General features: G+C 53.5%; 20 protein-coding genes and 1 pseudogene. 5 read left to right on the top strand and 16 right to left on the bottom strand.

The genetic code is table 11. The annotated features are described in order from the left end of the window. Positions 1 to 203 precede the first annotated feature (203 nt). From KW568_RS06555 to tatC, 4 genes and pseudogenes are all read left to right on the top strand, one after another. Positions 204 to 482, top strand: coding sequence for a twin-arginine translocase TatA/TatE family subunit (locus KW568_RS06555; RefSeq protein WP_024087607.1), 279 nt, complete (start codon positions 204 to 206; stop codon positions 480 to 482). Positions 483 to 492: 10 nt separating this feature from the next. Next, positions 493 to 705, top strand: a pseudogene (tatB, locus tag KW568_RS06550) (Sec-independent protein translocase protein TatB); the annotation flags it as partial. Between the two features lie 63 nt (positions 706 to 768). Further along, a complete protein-coding gene (locus KW568_RS06545; protein WP_014003920.1) occupies positions 769 to 1,749 on the top strand; it encodes an IS5-like element ISPa41 family transposase in 981 nt (326 codons plus the stop codon). A 316-nt stretch (positions 1,750 to 2,065) separates the two neighbouring features. Then, a complete protein-coding gene (tatC, locus tag KW568_RS06540; RefSeq protein ID WP_064614978.1) occupies positions 2,066 to 2,860 on the top strand; it encodes a twin-arginine translocase subunit TatC in 795 nt (264 codons plus the stop codon). A gap of 174 nt (positions 2,861 to 3,034) precedes the next feature. Here the strand turns inward: tatC and ccmI are convergent, their stop codons facing one another. The 13 genes from ccmI to hspB form a co-directional block, all read right to left on the bottom strand. Then, the gene (ccmI, locus tag KW568_RS06535) at positions 3,035 to 4,249 is read right to left on the bottom strand and encodes a c-type cytochrome biogenesis protein CcmI (protein ID WP_064614979.1); all 1,215 of its coding nucleotides are present in this window, start codon (positions 4,247 to 4,249) and stop codon (positions 3,035 to 3,037) included. Beyond that, entirely contained in the window at positions 4,242 to 4,715 is a 474-nt protein-coding gene (locus KW568_RS06530; RefSeq protein ID WP_013973856.1) for a cytochrome c-type biogenesis protein, read from the bottom strand. Before KW568_RS06530 ends, ccmI begins: the two co-directional genes overlap by 8 nt. Next, on the bottom strand, positions 4,712 to 5,248 hold the full coding sequence (locus KW568_RS06525) for a DsbE family thiol:disulfide interchange protein (RefSeq protein WP_046816061.1): 537 nt from the start codon (positions 5,246 to 5,248) through the stop codon (positions 4,712 to 4,714). The genes KW568_RS06530 and KW568_RS06525 overlap by 4 nt, the downstream gene beginning before the upstream one ends. Next, a complete protein-coding gene (locus tag KW568_RS06520) occupies positions 5,245 to 7,233 on the bottom strand; it encodes a heme lyase CcmF/NrfE family subunit (RefSeq protein ID WP_046816060.1) in 1,989 nt (662 codons plus the stop codon). The genes KW568_RS06525 and KW568_RS06520 overlap by 4 nt, the downstream gene beginning before the upstream one ends. Before the next feature lie 3 nt (positions 7,234 to 7,236). Next, positions 7,237 to 7,698: a cytochrome c maturation protein CcmE gene (gene ccmE, locus KW568_RS06515; RefSeq protein ID WP_064614980.1), complete on the bottom strand. Its 462-nt coding sequence runs from the start codon at positions 7,696 to 7,698 to the stop codon at positions 7,237 to 7,239. Beyond that, positions 7,695 to 7,871, bottom strand: a complete 177-nt coding sequence (gene ccmD / locus KW568_RS06510) for a heme exporter protein CcmD (RefSeq protein ID WP_007939192.1) — start codon at positions 7,869 to 7,871, stop codon at positions 7,695 to 7,697. Before ccmD ends, ccmE begins: the two co-directional genes overlap by 4 nt. After that, positions 7,868 to 8,623 (bottom strand): heme ABC transporter permease, encoded by a 756-nt coding sequence (locus KW568_RS06505; RefSeq protein ID WP_046816059.1) that lies wholly within the window; start codon positions 8,621 to 8,623, stop codon positions 7,868 to 7,870. The genes ccmD and KW568_RS06505 overlap by 4 nt, the downstream gene beginning before the upstream one ends. Positions 8,624 to 9,120: 497 nt before the next feature. Further along, entirely contained in the window at positions 9,121 to 9,747 is a 627-nt protein-coding gene (locus KW568_RS06500) for an isochorismatase family protein (RefSeq protein WP_013973861.1), read from the bottom strand. A 37-nt stretch (positions 9,748 to 9,784) separates the two neighbouring features. Further along, positions 9,785 to 10,816 carry a leucyl aminopeptidase gene (locus KW568_RS06495; protein ID WP_046816058.1) on the bottom strand — a complete coding sequence of 344 codons (1,032 nt, stop codon included), beginning with the start codon at positions 10,814 to 10,816 and terminating at the stop codon, positions 9,785 to 9,787. Between the two features lie 11 nt (positions 10,817 to 10,827). Next, positions 10,828 to 11,595 (bottom strand): alpha/beta fold hydrolase, encoded by a 768-nt coding sequence (locus KW568_RS06490; protein WP_013973863.1) that lies wholly within the window; start codon positions 11,593 to 11,595, stop codon positions 10,828 to 10,830. After that, the gene (locus KW568_RS06485) at positions 11,595 to 12,296 is read right to left on the bottom strand and encodes an Asp/Glu racemase (protein WP_135848050.1); all 702 of its coding nucleotides are present in this window, start codon (positions 12,294 to 12,296) and stop codon (positions 11,595 to 11,597) included. Before KW568_RS06485 ends, KW568_RS06490 begins: the two co-directional genes overlap by 1 nt. 267 nt (positions 12,297 to 12,563) lie before the next feature. Beyond that, on the bottom strand, positions 12,564 to 13,481 hold the full coding sequence (locus KW568_RS06480; protein WP_046816067.1) for an alpha/beta hydrolase: 918 nt from the start codon (positions 13,479 to 13,481) through the stop codon (positions 12,564 to 12,566). Between the two features lie 219 nt (positions 13,482 to 13,700). Beyond that, entirely contained in the window at positions 13,701 to 14,882 is a 1,182-nt protein-coding gene (gene hspB, locus KW568_RS06475; protein ID WP_013973865.1) for a 6-hydroxy-3-succinoylpyridine 3-monooxygenase HspB, read from the bottom strand. A 441-nt stretch (positions 14,883 to 15,323) separates the two neighbouring features. Here hspB and KW568_RS06470 point away from each other — a divergent pair, with 441 nt between their 5' ends. Then, positions 15,324 to 16,304 carry an IS5-like element ISPa41 family transposase gene (locus tag KW568_RS06470; protein WP_003117291.1) on the top strand — a complete coding sequence of 327 codons (981 nt, stop codon included), beginning with the start codon at positions 15,324 to 15,326 and terminating at the stop codon, positions 16,302 to 16,304. 296 nt (positions 16,305 to 16,600) lie between these two features. On the opposite strand, the gene KW568_RS06465 is transcribed toward KW568_RS06470, so the two are convergent. From KW568_RS06465 to KW568_RS06455, 3 genes are all read right to left on the bottom strand, one after another. Continuing rightward, positions 16,601 to 18,691, bottom strand: coding sequence for a methyl-accepting chemotaxis protein (locus tag KW568_RS06465; RefSeq protein ID WP_135846676.1), 2,091 nt, complete (start codon positions 18,689 to 18,691; stop codon positions 16,601 to 16,603). A gap of 584 nt (positions 18,692 to 19,275) precedes the next feature. Continuing rightward, entirely contained in the window at positions 19,276 to 20,142 is an 867-nt protein-coding gene (locus KW568_RS06460; RefSeq protein ID WP_256544961.1) for a radical SAM protein, read from the bottom strand. 79 nt (positions 20,143 to 20,221) lie between these two features. Next, positions 20,222 to 21,202, bottom strand: coding sequence for an XdhC family protein (locus KW568_RS06455; RefSeq protein WP_046816056.1), 981 nt, complete (start codon positions 21,200 to 21,202; stop codon positions 20,222 to 20,224). Between the last annotated feature and the right edge of the window lie 682 nt (positions 21,203 to 21,884).

Genomic DNA, 21,884 nt, shown 5'->3' with positions numbered 1-21,884 from the left:
AATGAGACACTGGCAGTTCGTAAGGAATGGCGGTTCGCCTCGAGCCGTCAGCTTACGGGGAGAATACTCAGAAATAATTGGAGTTTGAAAGGCCAAGTCATAGTGATGACGATGTAATAGCTCAGATAGCCGATCGCAGAACTATTGGATCTGTTTTAATACAATTAAAAATTTAGCTAATTCAACTTAAAGAGAACAGGCATATGGGTATTTTTGACTGGAAACATTGGATTGTTATATTAGTCGTTGTGGTGCTGGTGTTTGGCACCAAGAAATTGAAAAACCTCGGCACCGATGTCGGCGAATCGATTAAAGGCTTTCGCAAAGCCATGAACGATGATGAACCACCATCCGCCCCCAACATGTCTGCGGAGCAACCGACCGAATCGATATCACCGAAGACCACCCAGCCTGTGAATGGGCCAAGCACCTTAGACGTGCAGGCGCAAAGAGTTGAAGAGCCAACTCGTAACAACGCGTGAGCACTGACTAATGTTTGGGATCAGCTTCACTGAATTGTTGCTCGTTGCCCTAGTCTCCCTGTTAGTGCTGGGCCCCGAGCGCTTGCCAGGTGCTGCACGTGCGGCCGGTATGTGGGTAGGCCGCCTCAAACGCAGCTTTAATGCCATCAAAGAGGAACTTGCACGTGAAATCGGCGCTGACGAAATTCGTCGGCGGCTACACAGCGGACGCATTATTTCCCTAGGGAATCTCCGAACAAGCCTTCAGTTATGCGAGAATCCCCGCAACACCTGATCCGAGCCGCCCATGAGCCAGATGAGCTTTTCCGACTTTGAGTACGCCGGCAAGCGCAAGCAAACCCGCCGAGAGCGCTTCCTCGCCGAAATGGATCAGGTGGTGCCCTGGGCAGGCCTGCTGGAGCTGATCGAACCGTTCTACCCCAAGGCCGGCGGCGGTAGAAAACCCTATCCTCTGGAAACCATGCTGCGCATCCATCTGTTGCAGAACTGGTTCTCCCTGAGCGACCCGGCCATGGAGGAAGCGCTCTACGAAATCACGCCCATGCGCCAGTTCGCACGCCTGACGCTGAGCGCGCCAATCCCCGAAGACACCACGATCATGAACTTCCGGCACTTGCTGGAGAAGCATCAGCTCGCACCGGCAATCCTTGCGGTCATCAATGGTTATCTGCAGGAAAAAGGCCTGTCGCTGCGCCAAGGCACCATCGTCGATGCCACCATTATTCATGCCCCCAGCTCGACCAAAAATAAAGAAGGCAAGCGTGATCCCGAGATGCACCAGACCAAGAAAGGCGGTCAGTATTTCTTCGGGATGAAGGCGCACATCGGTGCCGATGTCGAGTCCGGCCTGGTGCATCACGTCCATGGCACCGCTGCCAATGTGGCCGATGTCACGCAGGTGGCTGAACTGCTGCATGGCGAAGAAAACGCCGTGTATGCAGATGCCGGTTACACCGGTGTCGAAAGGCGCGAAGAGCATGAAAATCGGGGGGTGATCTGGCAGATTGCAGCGCGTCGCAGCACCTATTCCAAGCTGAACCAGCGCAGCGTACTGTACAAAGCCAAGCGCAAGATCGAGTTCTGCAAGGCTCAGACACGGGCCAAGGTCGAGCATCCGTTTCGCGTGATCAAGCGGCAGTTTGGTTACGTGAAAGTACGTTTTCGTGGGCTGATGAAAAACACGGCTCAGTTGACCACGCTGTTCGCCCTGGCAAACCTGTGGAGGGTTCGAAAACAGCTCATGGGTATGGGTGAGGTTCGCGTTTAACACGGAGAACCGGTCGAAAAAGCTCTCCGTACATGATTTTTCGGTCACTTTTCGTCCAATGACGCTGTAGGTGCCTGGAAAATTGCAACTTGCCGCGGCTGCACGACAAGTTGATCGGAGCATCCCTAGAGGATGAGGCGCGAAAAATCTTCGCACCAACCAACCAGGAACTGACCTTGGTGGCGCACGTTACCGATCAAAAGATCGTGCCTCAGACGCCTGCGGTGGATGAATCTGCATCTGCGGTCGATACGCCGCCTCCAGCGACTCCAGCGCCTAACAATTCAAATCTCCCTAATTTGCTACCGCGAGCCTCATGAGCGAAACCCCAGAGAACGACCAACCAATGCCGCTGGTATCGCACCTCACCGAGCTGCGCTCACGACTGCTGGTCTGCGTGGCAGCGGTCTTCACCATTTTCGCCGGGTTGTTTTCCTTCACCCAGCAGATCTACACATTCGTCTCCACACCACTGCGCCAGTACCTGCCGGTAGGCGCGACAATGATCGCCACCGACGTGTCGTCGCCGTTCCTGACACCATTGAAGCTGACGATGACGGTCTCGCTGTTCCTGGCGATCCCGGTGATCCTGCACCAGATCTGGGGCTTCATCGCACCGGGCCTGTACAAGCATGAAAAGCGCATCGCCGTGCCGCTGTTGGTGTCCAGCATCCTGCTGTTCTACACCGGCATGGCCTTCGCCTATTACCTGGTGTTCCCGCTGATCTTCAAGTTCTTCGCCGCCGCCACCCCGGCGGGCGTGGAGATGATGACCGACATCAACAGCTACCTGGATTTCGTCATGACGCTGTTCTTCGCCTTCGGCGTGGCGTTCGAAATCCCCGTGGCCGTGGTGTTGCTGGTGTGGATCGGCGTGGTCGACGTGGCCTACCTGAAGAGGATCCGCCCCTACGTGATCATCGGTTGCTTCGTGGTCGGCATGATCCTGACTCCGCCGGACATTTTCTCCCAGACCCTGCTGGCGGTACCGATGTGGCTCCTGTTCGAGATAGGTCTCCTCTTTGGAGGCTTAGTGCGCAGTCGAAATAACAATCTGGACGACGAGCCCATATGCGACCAAGATGCTCAACCTCCAGCCACCCAAGCGTGAATCCCGACGAACGTGCTATGTATCGAGACTAACCGGCTATGATTGGCGCTCCCCCTGACGACCATAAGTTGAAAGAATGACGGCGAGGGTAGCGCTGGACCGCATAAACGCTCAGGCCCAGGACGAGCGTGAGCAAAGTGATACGAGCGATGGCGGTCATTGTGCGAATTCCTGTTATTGGTCCGGGCTGTCGATGGTCAGGTGCTGCGGCGCGGTGGTGCTGCTCGCCAGGGGTTGGCTGCGGCCGATCCATTCACCGGCGGTGGGTTGACCGGCACGGGAGATCCGCGCCACCAGTTGGACTTCAGGGAAGTTCGACAGTTTCAGTTGCGGCATCATCGCGTCCGCATCCCCCAGCTCTACGGTCACCGGCAGGTCGGCGACGGTCAGGCGCTTGGCCGCCAGCGGGGCCGGCGGGCCGGACGCGGCGCGGGCGAAAATGAACACGCTGTCGCCTGGCTGCACCTTGGCCTTGAGCGCCGGCGCCAGCTCGACACGCACCTTGAGCACGGCGGCCGTCTTGGCGGCGGGTGCCTGGGCCTGCGCCGGCGCAACCTGGCCGCCAGCAGCCTGGAGCTTCTCGGTGGCGCGGGCGATACCGCCCTGCAACGCCTCGCGGGACTTGTCACCCTCCGGCAGCTCCACCAACAGGCGGCTCCAGTAATCAATCGCGTCCTGGTAGCGTTCGCCTTCGAACGCGGCGATGCCCAGCAGGCCGAGGCTGGTGACCTCCTTGGGATCGAGCTTCAGCGCTTCGTCGGTCAGGGCCTGGACCTGGTCCGACCATTTCTTGCCATCGGCGAAGTACTGCGCCTGGGCCCACTGGCCCAGCAGTTCGGGTTGGCGGCCCGCCACCGCCACGGTGCGCTGGAAGATCTTCGCTGCATCCGCGGGCCGGTCCTGGGCCATGTACGTACGGCCAAGGAAATACAGGCCCTCGGCGTTGTCCGGTTGCGCCGCCACCGCCCGCTCCAGGCGTTGGGTCATTTCTTCCATCGACTGCGGCGCCTGGGCGAACTCACGGGTCAGTTCGACCTTGTCGCTGGCACCGAAATGCAGGTACAGCCCCAAGCCCAGCAACGGCACCAGCACGGCGGCGAGCAACGGCAAGGGCTTGCCCAGGCGCGACTCGCGCGGCGCCTCGGCGCCCTCGGTGTCGGCCAGCAGCTCACGGGCGGCTTCGGCGCGGCCGGTGTCCAACTGCGCGGCGTTGAGCACGCCCTCCTCCCGCTCGGCCTGCAGTTGAGCGACGCGCTCCTGGTACAGCGCCACGTTGAGCGCGGTACGGTCCTCTTCGCGCTGGGCACGGCGACCACGCAACACAGGAATCAACAGAAAACTCAGGGCAATCAGGAGCAGCAGACCTGCGGCGAGCCAGAAATCAATCATGCTTGGTTGTATCCAACAGTTGGTCGAGGCGCTGGCGCTCTTCGACGGAAAGCGTGTCCGGAGCAGCCGTACGTTGCACCCGACGACGACGCACGATCACGGCGATGACCACGAAGCCACCGAGCAACAGCCCGGCGGGGCCGAACCAGAGCAGCGCGGTCTTGGAGGACAAGGCGGGGTTGTAGCGCACGAACTCACCGTAGCGGTCCACCATGAAGTCGATGATCTGCTGGTTGTCCTTGCCCTCGCCGAGCATGCGGAAGATTTCCTTGCGCAGGTCAGCGGCAATCGGTGCGTTGGAGTCGGCGATGTCCTGGTTCTGGCACTTGGGGCAGCGCAGTTCCTTGGTCAGCTCGCGAAACCGCTCGCGCTCGCCCTCGTTGGCGAATTCGTACGTGTCGATGGCGGCATGGGCCACTCCCACCAGGCTCAATCCGAGCATGGCGGCTGCCAGCCAGCGCCTCATGGCTTGGCCTCGTCAACCAGTGCCTGGTATTTGGCGGCCAGCTTCTCGCGCCAGACCTGTTCGTCGATCACCCCGACAAACTTGTCGCGGATGATGCCCTTGGCATCGATGAAGAAGGTTTCCGGCGCCCCATAGACCCCCAGGTTCAGGCCCAGGGAGCCCTCCTCGTCGCGAATATCCAACTGGTAAGGGTTATGGAACTCGGCGAGCCATTTCAGCGCGTCGGCGTTGACGTCCTTGTAATTGACGCCGTAGATCACCACGCCGTTCTGCGCCAGCTTGTTCAGCACCGGGTGCTCGACCCGGCAAGAGATGCACCAGGTGCCCCACACATTGACCAGCGCCGGCTTGCCCAGCAGGTTGGCGCGGGTCAGGGTCTTGTCACCTTGCACCGAGGGCAGGGAGAATTCCGGGAACGGTTTGCCGATCATCGCCGAGGGCAATTCGGACGGGTTCAGGTAAAGCCCGCGGTACAAGAACACTGCCATCACCAAAAACAGCGCCAGCGGTAACACCATCAACCAACGTTTCATGCAGTGGCTCCCGTCACGCCCAGGGCTTCGCGCACCCGGGTTTTCACTTTGACCCGATAACGCCGATCCAGCGCCGCGAGGACGCCGCCCAGGCCGGTGAGCAAGCCACCGAACCAGATCCAGCGTACGAACGGCTTGACGTGGACGCGTACCGCCCAGGCGCCATCACCGAGGGGTTCGCCCAGCGCCACGTAGAGGTCGCGGGTGAAACCGGCGTCGATCCCGGGTTCGGTCATCACCGAGTTCTGTACGGTGTAGAGGCGTTTTTCCGGGTGCAGCACGGTGATCTCCCGGCCGTCGCGAATGACCCGCACGGTGCCTTTGTCGGACGTGAAGTTCGGACCTTCGAAATGCCTAGCGCCCTCGAAAAAGAATTGGTAGCCGCCCAGGTCCATAGACTCGCCGGGCGCCAGGCGCAGGTCGCGCTCGGCGCTGTTCTGGCTGGACAGCACCACACCGAGGGCGCAGACGGCGATCCCCAGGTGGGCGAGCTGCATGCCCCAGTAACTGCGGGTCAGGGTCGGCAGGCCTTTGACCAGACCTTTATGGCGAGTCTTGTCGAAGATGTCCCGCACGCCCGCCAGCAACACCCACGCCGCCAGCACGAACGTTGCCAGCACCGCCCAATTGAAATCGCCATAAGCGATGCCCGCCACCACGGCCAGGGCGGCGGTGCCAAGCAGCACCGGCGTGAGCATGCCCAGCAGCCATTTGACCGGCGTGTCATTCCAGCGCACCAGCACACCGATCGCCATCACCACCATCAGAATCGCCATCAGCGGAATGAACAGTGCGTTGAAATATGGCGGGCCGACCGACAGCTTGGCGCCGGACAACGCATCAAGCACCAGTGGATACAGCGTCCCGAGGAGAATCATCGACGCCGCCACCACCAACACCAGGTTATTGCCCAGCAGAAGGGTTTCCCGGGACCGGAGGTTGAAGCCGACCTGACTTTTCACCACGGGTGCACGCAGGGCGAACAGCGTCAGCGAGCCGCCGACCACGAACAGCAGGAATATCAGGATGAACACGCCACGCTCGGGATCCGAGGCGAAGGCATGCACCGAGGTGAGCACGCCGGAGCGCACCAGGAAGGTCCCGAGCAGGCTCAGCGAGAACGCCGCGATCGCCAGCAGCACAGTCCAGCTCTTGAACACCCCACGTTTTTCGGTGACGGCCAGGGAGTGGATCAACGCGGTGCCGACCAGCCATGGCATGAAGGAGGCGTTCTCCACCGGGTCCCAGAACCACCAGCCACCCCAGCCGAGTTCGTAATAGGCCCACCACGACCCGAGGGTGATGCCGATGCCGAGGAAGGCCCAGGCGACAATGGTCCATGGCCGCGACCAGCGCGCCCACGCGGCGTCGAGGCGACCACCGAGCAACGCGGCGATGGCGAACGCGAAGGCCACGGAAAAGCCGACGTAGCCCATGTAGAGCATCGGCGGATGGACGACCAGGCCGATGTCCTGGAGCAGCGGGTTGAGGTCGCGGCCGTCCATCGGCACTTGCGGCAGGATGCGCTCGAACGGGTTTGACGTGAGGATCAGGAACAGCAGGAAACCGATGCTGATCATGCCCATCACCGCCAGCACCCGGGCCAGCATCACTTGCGGCAACTGTCGGGAGAACACCGATACCGCGAAGGTCCAGCCGGCAAGAATCAACGCCCAGAGCAGCAACGAACCTTCGTGCGCGCCCCACACCGCGCTGAACTTGTAGTACCAGGGCAAGGCGCTGTTGGAGTTGCTGGCAACATAGGCCACGGAAAAGTCGTCGGCCATGAACGCATAGGTCAGGCAACCGAACGCGAACAGCATGAATGCAAACTGCCCCCATGCCGCAGGCTGGGCGAGGCTCATCCACAAGCGGTCGCCACGCCAGGCACCGAGCAACGGCACAACGGCCTGGACCAGGGAAAAACACAGCGCCAGGATCATCGCCAGATGGCCCAGCTCAGGAATAAACAGACCGGCATTCATCGATCAACCCTCCTTCACGGGAGCGGGAGCGGGCGCCGACTGGCCGCTGTCTTTCAGGGCCTTGGTCACTTCCGGCGGCATGTATTTCTCATCGTGCTTGGCCAGCACCTCGTCGGCCACCACCACGCCATCGGCGTTGAGCTTGCCCAGGGCGACAATGCCCTGCCCTTCGCGGAACAGGTCGGGGAGGATGCCGCGATAGGTGATGGTCACGGTCTTGTTGAAGTCGGTGACGTTGAACTTCACATCCAGCGAATCGCCGGAATGCACCAGCGAACCCTGCTCCACCATGCCGCCGGCACGGATGCGCGTGTCCATGGGTGCTTCGCCATTGGCGATCTGGGTCGGGGTGTAGAACAGGTTGATGTTCTGTTGCAAGGCGCTGAGGGCGAGGCCGACCGCCGCGCCGACGCCGACCAGGATCGCCAGGATGATGACAAGACGTTTTTTGCGCAGCGGATTCACTGACCGTTCTCCCGGCGCAGACGACGCGCCTCTTGTTGCAGATACCGCTTGCGAGCCAGGATCGGCGCCGCCACGTTGAGGGCCAGCACCGCCAGGCAGATGCCATAGGCTGACCAGACATACAGGCCGTGATGGCCCATGGCGAGGAAGTCGCCGAATGACGCGAAACTCATCGAGCGGCCTCCAGGCTGTTCTGTACTTCGGCTTTCACCCAGCTGGCCCGGGCTTCGCGCTTGAGCACTTCGAGGCGCATGCGCAGCAGCAGCACTGCGCCGAAGAAGCAGTAGAAACCCAACACGGTCAGTAGCAGCGGCAACCACATCTCGACCGGCATCGCCGGTTTTTCGGTGAGGGTGAAGGTCGCGCCCTGGTGCAGGGTGTTCCACCATTGCACCGAATACTTGATGATCGGGATGTTGATCACGCCGACAATCGCCAATACCGCGCAGGCCTTGGCGGCGCTGTCACGATTGCTGATGGCGTTGCCCAACGCAATAAGACCGAAGTACAGGAACAGCAGGATCAGCATCGACGTCAGTCGTGCGTCCCAGACCCACCACGAACCCCAGGTCGGCTTGCCCCAAATCGCCCCGGTGACCAGCGCCACGGCGGTCATCCAGGCACCGATGGGCGCTGCGCATTGCAGGGCGATATCGGCCAGTTTCATCTTCCACACCAGGCCGACCACACCGCAGATCGCCAGCATCACGTAGACCGACTGGGCCAGCATCGCCGCGGGGACATGGATATAGATGATGCGAAAGCTGTTGCCCTGCTGATAGTCCGGCGGCGCGAAAGCCAGGCCCCAGACCAGGCCGATGCCGATCAGCAACAGGGCCGCGACGCTCAGCCAGGGCAACAGTCTGCCGCTGATGCCGTAGAACCACTTGGGTGAGCCGAGCTTATGAAACCAGGTCCAGTTCATTGCTATTTCCATCACAGTTGCGGCTCGCCCAAACTTGCCACCAGAACGGCATTACAGAAGAAATGGAAGCTCTTCAATGTGTTAGCTTCCAACGATATAGAAGACTAGGGAGTCGGCTGCTCAATGAACCCGCGACAAGAAATTAGGATCGTCTAATTATGGATCAGCCCTGAAAGCGATGAGATTAAATACCCCCCCCGAACAAGCATATAAGCCTTACTTGCCACACTTATTTGCAAAGTACTCTATCCATCACACACCAAACCTAAAATTCAATTAACTCACGGACAGATCACCAAAATTCTCAACCGAATACAGAATCAAAAACTGCGTCATCGAGACAAATAAAACAGAAATCGCGATAACACTATGACTTAAATAATTGACTCAGCGAAGCATCTGAAATTACATGCGTACTTAAAAAGTAGAAATGTGCGTTCGGCGCCCATTATATGTGCCGAGACGCACCAAATTAAGGACTACAATTAATAAATCGACTAGCCCGCAACCGATCGCAGCCATTTTAAAATGTCGTCGGAATCGGTTACATCACCATACTTTTGCTGTATGTCGTACAGACTCGCTTCATGTGGCCCTTTCGCACGATCCGCACAGCAGTCCGCTGGCACAAGCACTTTGAACCCGGATTGTACAGCGTCTACAACAGTAGCGCGGACGCACCCCGAGGTCGTTGCACCTGTCACCACAACTGTATCAGTATTTGTCCCTGCCAGCAGGCTGGATAACGTCGACCCAAAAAAAGACGAAGCTCCTTTTTTTACAACAACTACATCGTTTGGCTGAATACCTGTTGCCATATCTATTTCAACTAATCGGGACCCATAGAGCAATGCAGCCATACCAGAAGATTTCTCCAACCACGGAAGCATCGGTATCTCCCCTGGATGATATGCGATTGTGGTAAATATCACCGGAAATTCTAATGCCCTTGCCAAGTCACAAATTTCTTTTGTGCGGGACATCTGGAGTGAGGCATCAGAGGCAGTTGGATATTGAAGATCAGTAAATCCATACGAAAAATCAACAACAATGATAGCTGGGTGCACGCCTCTAGACACCGGATTACCGAAACCTGCAGCGTCATATACTTCTTTTTGTGACATATAATACTCCTTGCGTCCGCACAATTTAGCAGCACGTCTACCTTTGCACTAGCTGAATTTCTTTAACAACAATGTCGCCATCAATGACCACTGGCGTATCATCAAGGAACAATGAACAGTTACGCATTGGAATATCAAGATGACAGGCGGTATCATTCGATCCGCCAAGCTCATTGTTTGGACCGGTTGAAAACATTACATTGCCGTAAAAACTTCTGAGCTCCATTCCCATTCCACCTGTAAATTGCCCCGGAACAAAGCTGTGCCATTTAGCATGTGGATTCATTCCCCAGCCTACATGACTCATTCCTTTACCACGGGGATCATTAAATGAGTCCATATAGGAATTAACGATCTGAGCTTCAAGACCGCCGCGAATATCGACTATCCAACCTTTTTCTATAGTGTAAGTTATTGGCTCCCTAACCATGAGATTTTGCGGTAAAAGAACATCACCTGGGGCGACAACTATGGTTCCATCCACACCGTCATCGTCACCGCCAGTGAATACAAACCCCGAAGGCCAATGATCCCAACGACCTGGTGTATCTGTACAAGCGTACTCTGCTATAGTAGGATAGGTATTCAGCTTGTATGTAATATCTGTCCCATGCGGGGATGTGATCCGCATATCCTTAGCGTTTTCAACTAACTCCGCTGCAATAGAAACTTTCTCTCGCAGCTCTGGAAATGGCAGCATACGGGCCAGAAGCTCAGGAGGTTCCACCGCAGTTAAAATACGCGTACCTGCCGCTTGGATTTCAAACTGTTCAGCAGAAAACAAAAGGAATACGCAGTCAATCAACATGTCGCAGTTCTTAAGCGCCTCCACAGCACCGGGTAAATCGGCAAGTCCCGTAACCCCGACAGCCCAGCCATTAGAAGGCAATGGCGAAGGTAGCCTCATATGATACATCTCGGCTCCAAGTCGCTGGCCTGCGGCCATAAATGCGTCGGCGTACGCTAGACGTTCATGCCCCTGGGTTAGAACGATCAGTCGCTCCCCTTCATGTACACCTGACATTTTCAACTGATGTAGGCATATCTCGGTAAAACTCACATGGTCCATATCGCGCCTCTCTATCGATTGCTGACTGCAGTTATGAAGCCTTCTAAATTATCCCACGGAATCATGTGCCCAGCTTCTTCAACAACATACGTCGTAGTTTGAGGAGCTAAACTAATAATCTCCGCGATATCATCAGGCTGAATAACTTCTGCTCCACCAGCTACAACGAGTTGAATAGGAAGCGTCAATTGCGCCAAGTCGGTATGAATATCATCTGTGTGGAAGCCATCGAATGCGGTTTTGACCGCTGTGTACTGGCAGGTATGTAGCCACTCAGCCCGGAGCTCGATCTGTTCGTCCGTCCAAGTCGGGCAGTAAGACCGCATTTCCATCGCCGTACAGCCTCTTTGTGCTAAACGAATGGACTCCGCATACCATGACCACTTTGCAGGATACGGACGTCTACCTGGGCCAGAAACAGGTGGATCAACTAAGATCAATCGAGAAAACACCTGAGAATCTTTCCTAGCTGCTCGAATGGCAATTCGCGCACCCATTGAATGTCCTAAAACTACCACTCCTTCCATCCGCTGGGCTAACGCAACTAAATCATCAGCCATTGCGTCCAATGAGTAATCTAAATCACCCGATTCACTCAAACCTCTGCCTCGAACATCTACCACGTGGACATCAAAATATTTGGCAAGACGCTCGGCCACAAACCCCCATGTTACTGCAGGAGAGGTGATACCTGGGATTAACAGCAGCGGTGAACCCGTTCCCGGAAAATGAATGATGTGCTGACGAATGCCATTTGCATAAACGTTGTACCCTTTCATTAGTAGGCACCTGAAAGAAGAGTTCCACCACCAGGAACTCGTGTAGGGAGATCTAATGCAGTTAACATCGCCCAAGTAGTAGCAACTGCGGCTGAAATAACTGGCTTTCTGGTTTGCGCCTCAACCATTGTGATGGCATTTAATGATGGCATCTGGACACATGCAGAAATAACAATTGCATCAACGTCGTCCGTGCGCATGCTCGCAATTATTCCAGGCAAATTCATTGGATCATGGGCCGCAACCGCCAGATTATCCGAGATTTCTAGTGCTCGATAGTCACCTACTTCGATACCTTCATGTCGAATGTAATCAACTACCAATTCTGTTAACGGTTTCATGTAAGGAGTAACCACAGCCACGCGCTTCGCACCAAGAGCACGGATGCCATCTATAAGCGCCCCCGCCGAGGTAATAATTGGTGTTGCTGCATCATTATTCTCGGTCACATTTCGTAAGCGCTCCGCCGATACTCGGTGATAACCATGCCCCATGGACATAATCGCGACCAGGCAAGCGTATCCCATCACGTCGACGCGAGCGTCTGATAGTTCGAGTGCACAACGATCACTGTCGCCATCCATTCGAGCTAGTTCCTCCTTCGTTACATGTTTCATACGCATACGAGATGAATGGAAAGTGAATCGCTCAGGAGCTACCAGCTCCCGCGCCTTAAGCAGCGCCGGGATCTCCGTTTCCATAGTGATATTAGAGCTTGGGACAATTTGACCAACGCGTACAACCTTCATAGCTTCCACCTTTAGACGAAGTTAATATTCAGTACCGCGCATAAACCAAGATTTGAATTATTTATTTACCTTCCAAAGCCATTTGTACCAGACTACCACCCGCCGCAGCCCTCCTAGATAATCCATCCTATGCATGGATAGAATCACCTTGACCACGAACATAAGGGTCTTATGAGTGTGGCCCTACCAGCACTCACATATACCACGGAGTTATATAACTCAAAAAACCGACTCATTGACCCAATCAATTATAATTGCTGCGATATCGCTACTATTTTTCTCAGACATCATCATATGCCCATTACCTAAAACCCCGTAATCCTCAAGGAGAAAATGAGTGACGTCGTAATTTTGGTCTTGTAAATACTTTGCGGCTTTCAAATTTGCTTCTCGCATCCAACTAGCATGCCCGGTCACCAATGCGACTGGACGCTCATAAGGATCATGCGAGCCAGAGAATTCAACTGCACATAAACCATTTTCAAAATCTCCTAGTGAGTGTTGAAGGCCCGGATAGCCTAACGGCTCGACCGCGACTACAGCTTTTACCCTCGCCCCCCCTATTGCTGCCAATGCCCAGCCACATGGCCCACCTGCCGAGTGCGAGACTAAAATCGTGTCTCCAGTTACTTCAAACAACTGAGGTGCAATCGCTTCTACATGCTTTTGAGCTGCGGCCAGCGTTGTTGCCATTACTCCTTGGCTTGCCATGAATCTGTCTCCAGCGATTGGCTCATGATCCGGCCACTGATCATGATGCCTCGACTCCGGCCAGAGATTCTTGATTTTGGGCTCTACGAACCTTGGATAAAGCGTTTCATAGTCTGGATGCGGTACGTGAGCCCCTAAAATCTCACTGTTCCAACTATTTCGTCCATGACCAGGCCTATCTAATATAAATACTGGAAAACCTGCTTGCAGGAAATTATGAACCCATCCTGGACGCCCATCTGGAGTAGTTAAAAACTCTGAACCCTGCCCTCCACCACCATGTATAAATGTCACCGATACTGGCAGGGGATTAGCAGGCATAAACCATTGAACATAGGCGCTTACACCTGGATAGCTTTTACCCGCACTAAAGTGCGGAGGACTAGTCAGAAACTTTCCGCCAAAATCGGTAAGTTTGTAGTACATATTGCCACCACCACTGAGCAAGAAGACGTTGTCCGTGCCGACCGGATACCAGAGTGACACTTATTCACGCCTGTTGGGCGGGACCCAATAACGTATAGAACAATTAATAAAACAGACCACTAAACAACCATTGAAACCTTGCTTCATCAACAGATGACAGGCTCGCAAAATTTTATTATTGAACTATAGCAATCAGAATCCCACCAACTAATCAGCCGTCTACAGAAAGGTTTCCATAGTCTCTGGAAAACGCAAAGCATCGCGCATCCTATCTATATCCTTTGAAATGCTTCTAGTGTTGTTTACCCAGTCATTTTTTCCTTCACCAGGCTTCTGATGATATAAATTACGCAAATTGTCGCTTGCTCTAGGTGATACCAGTTCAATAAATTTCCGTCGGCGGTCGGCTTCGAACACGTCGAGAATGTCTTCACTACGACCGTCGTGTATGACCTGATTCAACACCGATGTTAGTGCAAAGGCGTCGAACATGCCCCCCGTCAAACCAAGCCCTCCAGTTGGGTTGGTTACGTGTGCAGCATCACCTATAAGGATCACACGACCATTGCGCATTCTATCCGTAACGCGCTGGTGCATTCTATATGGTGAGAAGGCGACTACTTCGTATGGATCGTTCGTCGGCAACAACTCTTTAAACACTTGATCGATGCGCCCACGAATGCCTTCCATAGGCAAGTTCGGATCTTCCATGAAAGTGACCCGCCATAGAGAATCAGCATCGATATTGCATATTACAGATCCATACACGTCGTCCACTTGCATAGTAGTTTTTCCAAAACCAAGCTTGTCAAAGTCGAACCTGGTATTTGTAGCTACATATCGTTGCGGCCAAGTTATGCCAAAGAAATTTTGATTCAAAACCTCTCGACGCACGAAGCTATTAGCGCCATCAGCTCCGATTAACCAATCCCCTTCGACAATCACGCCCGGCGACTCGCCCCCAAGAACTACCCGAACAGACCGCGGGCCCACTTCGCAATCAACGACTGGCGATGAGTATCGCACTTCAACATTCGGCAAGGCTTTGAGATGCTCGATTAGTATCCTGGAAAGCTTGTCCTGACCCAAATGCAGCGCGTAAGGCAATTCAACATCGCCCTCAAGACAACTGAGGTCCCAGAAGATCATTTCACTGGTAGAGTGAACGCGCCATGCAAAATTCTGCCTCATTAAACCAGCCGCGACGCAGTCATCAAGCACGCCCAACCGCTTCAGGTGTGGCAGTACCGGAAAATGATAAACGAGCGCGCGCGGACTATCGCTGGGTTGGCTCTCAGCTTCCAGCACCACCACATTTGTCCCCGCCTTTGCTAGGCCCAAGGCAGTCAGCAGCCCTACCGGCCCCCCTCCTACGATAATTACGCGCTGTTTCATGCTCATTGTGCTTCCTCATTTTTTGGGCGAATGCCTTGTTATGCGCTTAGGCGTGGGCACTTAAGGGCGCCGACACCTTGGGCTCCAGACGATACAGAATAATTATATGGCTGTACATATAGTTGTCAACTCAAAACTGATGTAGTCATCGGTGCGCTCACCGCCTTACCTCACGGCATGACCAGCGCGCCGATCCGGGCGCAGCCTTGACCGAAAGATGGAGCGGTAGTGCGACTTCAAACCCACCTTGCTAGGCCTCGCGTCGAGCGCCTCTGGCGAAGCTATGAAGGCAACCGACGTGACACGCTCTTGATCAGCGACAAGAAGAGTAATCGCAGTGACGCCGGTCACACGACGGTCCCGGATGTAGCAAATAATCACCTAGGGAATCTCCGAACAAGCCTTCAGTTATGCGAGAATCCCCGCAACACCTGATCCGAGCCGCCCATGAGCCAGATGAGCTTTTCCGACTTTGAGTACGCCGGCAAGCGCAAGCAAACCCGCCGAGAGCGCTTCCTCGCCGAAATGGATCAGGTGGTGCCCTGGGCAGGCCTGCTGGAGCTGATCGAACCGTTCTACCCCAAGGCCGGCGGCGGTAGAAAACCCTATCCTCTGGAAACCATGCTGCGCATCCATCTGTTGCAGAACTGGTTCTCCCTGAGCGACCCGGCCATGGAGGAAGCGCTCTACGAAATCACGCCCATGCGCCAGTTCGCACGCCTGACGCTGAGCGCGCCAATCCCCGAAGACACCACGATCATGAACTTCCGGCACTTGCTGGAGAAGCATCAGCTCGCACCGGCAATCCTTGCGGTCATCAATGGTTATCTGCAGGAAAAAGGCCTGTCGCTGCGCCAAGGCACCATCGTCGATGCCACCATTATTCATGCCCCCAGCTCGACCAAAAATAAAGAAGGCAAGCGTGATCCCGAGATGCACCAGACCAAGAAAGGCGGTCAGTATTTCTTCGGGATGAAGGCGCACATCGGTGCCGATGTCGAGTCCGGCCTGGTGCATCACGTCCATGGCACCGCTGCCAATGTGGCCGATGTCACGCAGGTGGCTGAACTGCTGCATGGCGAAGAAAACGCCGTGTATGCAGATGCCGGTTACACCGGTGTCGAAAGGCGCGAAGAGCATGAAAATCGGGGGGTGATCTGGCAGATTGCAGCGCGTCGCAGCACCTATTCCAAGCTGAACCAGCGCAGCGTACTGTACAAAGCCAAGCGCAAGATCGAGTTCTGCAAGGCTCAGACACGGGCCAAGGTCGAGCATCCGTTTCGCGTGATCAAGCGGCAGTTTGGTTACGTGAAAATACGTTTTCGTGGGCTGATGAAAAACACGGCTCAGTTGACCACGCTGTTCGCCCTGGCAAACCTGTGGAGGGTTCGAAAACAGCTCATGGGTATGGGTGAGGTTCGCGTTTAACACGGAGAACCGGTCGAAAAAGCTCTCCGTACATGATTTTTCGGTCACTTTTCGTCCAATGACGCTGTAGGTGCCTGGAAAATTGCAACTTGCCGCGGCTGCACGACAAGTTGATCGGAGCATCCCTAGGGGGTGCTGGCCACCCACTTATACCTGCAAGATTTTGAAGAACGTCTAATGCACCTATCACCCTCCCAGTTTCGACTGGCGGTTTCGTTCGCACGCCCTTAGGGCTTCGATCTCGTATCGAATAGATAAATCGGCAACACACCACCATCGTTACTGCCCAACGCCACTTAATATTTAAACTGCTTTATTAATAGCCTTTGCTGAGTACTCAGCTTAGTAAGCCCCGCACTCACAGAGGCACTGTTCTGCGCCTCTCGCGCCACCTCTGCAGCAGCACTATTAATACTCTCAATGTTCCTGCTAATATCTTCAGCGACCATACTTTGTTCTTCAGCCGCACTAGCGATTTGTAAATTCATATCATTAATAAGCGATACAGCAACCGCTATACTACTTAACGCCGTAGTCGTATCGTCGGAGTGGCGAATGCTCTCATTCATTCGACTACCGCTATGCTCCATAGCCACTACAACCTCTCGAATACCTATATTCAGCTTCTCAACCATAGCGTTGATTTCCAACGTAGAACTTTGAGTCTTCATTGCAAGACTTCTAACTTCGTCCGCAACGACAGCAAAACCCCGACCTTGCTCTCCGGCCCGAGCTGCTTCGATTGCAGCATTTAACGCCAACAAGTTTGTTTGCCCTGCTATAGTCTGAATACTGTGGAGTATTTTGTTGATCTCAGAACTTCCCGCAGCCAGTGCTTGGACCATGTCAGAAGCATGAACCAGATCCTCTTGAAGCTTTTGCGTAGCTAGAGCGCTTGCTAACACAACAGCCTGACCTGACCTTACAGATTGGTCAGCATTGTTTGCTGCATCGGCCGCCCTACCTGCACTTTGAGATACTTCGTGAGCAGTAGCAGCCATTTCCTGGGCCGCCGCCGCGATAAGCTCGACTGCTTCCAGTTGCTTTTCTACTTTGGTCACAGTTACGTCAGAGTTTGCGCGCATAGTGTTCGCAGTATCAGCGATATCCGCAGTAAGCGAAGCAACTTGACCTATCAAAAGCCTAAGCTTGACTAAGAAATTATTGAATCCAGCACCGATTGCACCTAGTTCATCACGACGATCAATGTTCAGAGAGCGTGTCAGGTCCCCCTCACCATCAGCGATATCTGAAAGTCGATTTGCTGCTTGCTTAAGCGGGCGCCCAACTCCTAAGCTGATGAACCACAACAGGCAAACGCCTACCACTGCGACAAATGTACTAATCAACGCCATTGCTCGAAGATCCCGCACGCTATTACTCACCAGTTCCTGCTGCAAATCCCACGCCTGCTTCATGACAACTTCAAGCGGAATTTTCACAAATAACGTCCAAGATAATCCCGAATCAGTGACCTCTAAGGGCATAGACAACTTGACAACCCCAGCTTTTTCATCAACCTCGTAACGTACAAAGTGGTTTTTAGCAGTTTGTAATAAAGAGATATCATCTGGAGAAAGAATATTAGAGGCGAGCTTCCCCATTTCTTCCTCATTAGCTGTGCTTGCCACAATACGATTGTTTGCTGACAGCAAGGTCATGGTTCCTACGCCCTTATAAAGAGCACTATTGCTTTCAACCAACAGACGCTGAATAAACGATAACGGTACGTCGACTCCCGCCACACCAAAGAAAGCATTATCTATGATAATCGGAACCGTAAAAGAGGAAAGTAATTCTTTTTTACCTGACCCCATGTCATATACAGCTGGATCAGTAACACATGGCAACTTTCTTTCTTTAGCGCAAAGATAATATTCACCTTCCCGATCCCCAGTCCCCGTCTTGGTGCGACTATCAACAGAGGGGGCGGCCATAATTTTCACCTGTTGTTTGGCGTCACGGTACCAAGTGGTTAGAAATCTACCTGAGCCATCGTAACCATTTGATACTTCGCCTGAATAAAGCGCATCTTCATTGTCAAATGCTCCAGGTTCCCAAGCAAGGTAGACACTTGACAGGTCCGAGTTCGCAATCAGCATCTCTTTAATCAAGTTGGAAAGATGCTCCCTAGATAAGGTTGCAAGAGGATCACCTGAGGGATTTTTCTTTCCTAGCAAAGAGTTAGTTACGGCGAGATCTTTTGCCACTTGTAGTGATGATTTAAGTTTGGCGCTTATTTCGGTCGCTTTGGATTTTGCAAGATTGGTGAGTTCCGCCTGAGCCTTGTCCGCAGCCAAAATGTTTGTAGCCTTTTTAATCTCCTCGGTATTGGTTTTGCCAAACAAAAAACTTAAGCCTAACAACGTTGCTATAATTAACACCATTGCCACTCCCGACTGAGCGACAAAAAAAGTCTGAACTGATCTAAACTTTATCACCCTTCACCCCCGCACCTTTATGGTAGCCATCGCTTATGTTAGCTGATCACTTCTTCTACAAATCATTATCTATCGGATACGGAATTTTTTTGTCGACACCGAAGAACAAGGAGTAACCTCTATAGCAATGTAGATGAACCCATTAAAATAAATAGGCAATCCATTCTTACGATAGACTCTACAGAGCAATAGAACCGCAATCGAAGCACCAACCATCCAAGTCTAAAGCTTTGAAATAACCACTTGTGAAGGAGACCAGAAGCGAGAAGTTCCGACGCCATCAACTGTTTATCTATAGCAAACGCCTGTAAAAATTGGTCATTCAAATCATTGTGATTCAGATACGTTTTAATCGCTAAGAACTGACGGGGCCTGCTGTATTGAATACGTTGCCGTTGATAGAAACAATGCACATTATAACTTTCGCTCGTTTGCAGTGCGCGTGTTGTCGCGAGCGGTTGAAAAGACTTAAACTAGAGTAAGTTACACCACAAACCGGTCCCGCAAGATTCCTTCTGTCGCTATGTCGATCAACCACCGATTAATTTCATCAACAGAATATCGCCAGTAAGCTCCTGCCTCTGCTTATCCGCCAAGGCACGTTTAGATGACTCTCTAATCGCCGTCAACGCCTCATTCTTGGGTAGATCCAGTAGGCTGCAAAAATAACGGCTGCGACTAAACGAAAGGCATCTATAAAGCCAGCCTGTTGAGGTAAGTCGTAGGCAAGTGCAACTGACGCAGAACGGAGCGCTCTCATTTGCGATTATGCCAAAGCAACCTCGACCAGGGATCTCGGAACGCTGCGTAGTGGCAACCGTCGTACCTGCTAATGGTGCGAAGAAATGCCTCTGCGATACAAGAGCAAGGATCTTTTGCATACCAATGAATTGCTGCGAAAAGGACTCGCAATCGCTCGCTAGATGCCCCATCCGTATTAGCTCGATAAAACGTAGCCCAGCTCCCAGGGCGAGGCAGAAGTCAAGCAGAATTTGCTCGTAGTTATGTCCACGCATAGGGACAATGTTAATCTTTAACTGCAGTCCAGCGCCGAGTGCCTTTTCGATGCCACTGAGCACCTCACTCAAATCCCCTCCACGGGCGATACGACGAAAGTCTCGTGGATTGAGGGTCTCCAGCGAGACGTTGATGCGCTTAATTGCGGCGTCGCGCAACATGCCAACCTTACGAGACAGTAATTGATCATTATTGGTCAGTGACACGCCCTCAAAGTCAAGAGACCCGAGTGCCACTTCCAAGCGATCAAACAGCGGACTGATCGAAGGCTTACCCCCAGCGAGACGCAAGGTACGTAGGTCATGAACCTGCTTAAGGTACTCCACTGCTGTCAAAAATTTTTCAAGCGGCAGAGCACCGTTTTCAGAACGCAAGCGCACGCAATTGCAGGCACTGATCGAACTTAGCTGGAGGCTGCGAAATCGCCTGCCTCGTATATCTACAATCCGATAGGAAGCCTCAGAGCTCATCGCGCGGCCGTGCCCGGTATACGCGAATAATATCGGCCATCGCAGCCAACGCAATTTCAGCAGGGGTCTTGCTACCCAGCGCCAAACCAACAGGCATATGCAAGCGGGCGATATCCGCCTCACTCAACCCCCCAGAGCGTCGCAGTCGCTGAGCTCGGACTGCTGAAGTGCGTACAGATCCCATAACACCGATATAAAATGCTGGCGTACGTACCGCTTCGATAATGGCAAGGTCGTCAATACGGGGGTCGTGGGTTAATGCCACGACGGCTGTGGCTTGATGACAACCGTTGGCAGCAATGAATTGTGAGGGCAGTTGTTTGCGAACCTCAATGCCAGACACGTTGAAACCTATGTGAGCCTCCTCTCGCGGATCACAGACTATAACCTCAAAACCTAGAGTACGCGCAAAGTCTGCGCAGACCACAGAAACAGGCGAGATACCGGCAATTATAAGACGAATAGATGGACCGAATCGGATCTGCAGAGACATACCATCCGGCCCCTCAATCACGCGAGGACCCAAACCAACATCCTCACTCAAGTGTACTTTACCGTCGCGCAAATCAACGTGGCGAGTCACGCGGAGCTGCCCTCGCAAAGTTGCAAGTAAACACTCCATTTGAGACCAACTTTCAGGGACAGCCGAAAAACGCTCCACCAAAACTTTGAGGATGCCGCCACATGGCAGTGATATCCGTGGACCTTGTGGTCCTGAAGAGTCACCATAGCGCAGAATAGTTGTTGGATGATTAAACTCACCAGCTTGAAGTCGCTCGATAAAATCTTCTTCGACACAACCACCCGACAAGGAACCAATATGCCCGCCATCTCGCCGCGCGACTAACATCGATCCGGGTTCGCGCGGTGACGAGCCAAAAGTACCCAAGACAGTGCACAGCCACACAACCTCCCCCGCAAGAGACCAAGCTAACGCATGCTCAATAACCTGTAGATCAATATGCTGCATAGCTCTGCGCCCCATCTTACTAAATTACCAGTTCGATACTCACCCTACCTCTCCGCGGGAAGACATGTGCTAACAATCAAATATTTAAGCAACATGAAATGGCAACGACGCTCGCAACGCGGCAACACAGCTGCCACCACCTCGACCAGATAACGCACGCAATAGGATGATAAATATGCGCCAATAACTTACTGCACCTACGCCTGACGGTATCAGCAATGTTGTTAGATAGCGCAATCAATGCATCTTTTAATGTTTATGTTTTATCCTCTAGATAAATCTTACCAAAACCTTAATATACCATTTCCTATAAAATCTCTCATTAACTGGAAAGAATCGATATTAATAACTATTGGTATCTGATAACCACTATGACAGACCATGAGAATCTCGAATTGACAATAGATGTCATTTACATTGACTCTACGCGCCAATTAACTGCTACTTATCCTTTTATGCACAGACGCACTCATCTTAAACACTCAAGCTAGATGATATCGGCATCACCGGTACACCGATTCTGCTAAATTACAGGAACCATAACGGGCGCTGCACTGGATCCCCCCCGGGGAGATCGTCACTCCTCAAACTCTACTCGCAACGGCAGTCACCAGATTTAGGGCATGATCACGAAACTCTTGCGCACGGTTTCGCGGATATCCCAGACGCCGTGACAGTTCAC

Source organism: Pseudomonas sp. HD6515 (assembly GCF_024971855.1).
Taxonomy (GTDB): Bacteria; Pseudomonadota; Gammaproteobacteria; order Pseudomonadales; family Pseudomonadaceae; genus Aquipseudomonas; species Aquipseudomonas alloputida.
Note: the sequence above shows the minus strand (reverse complement) of the source record. Positions and strands in the feature narration are given on the sequence as shown.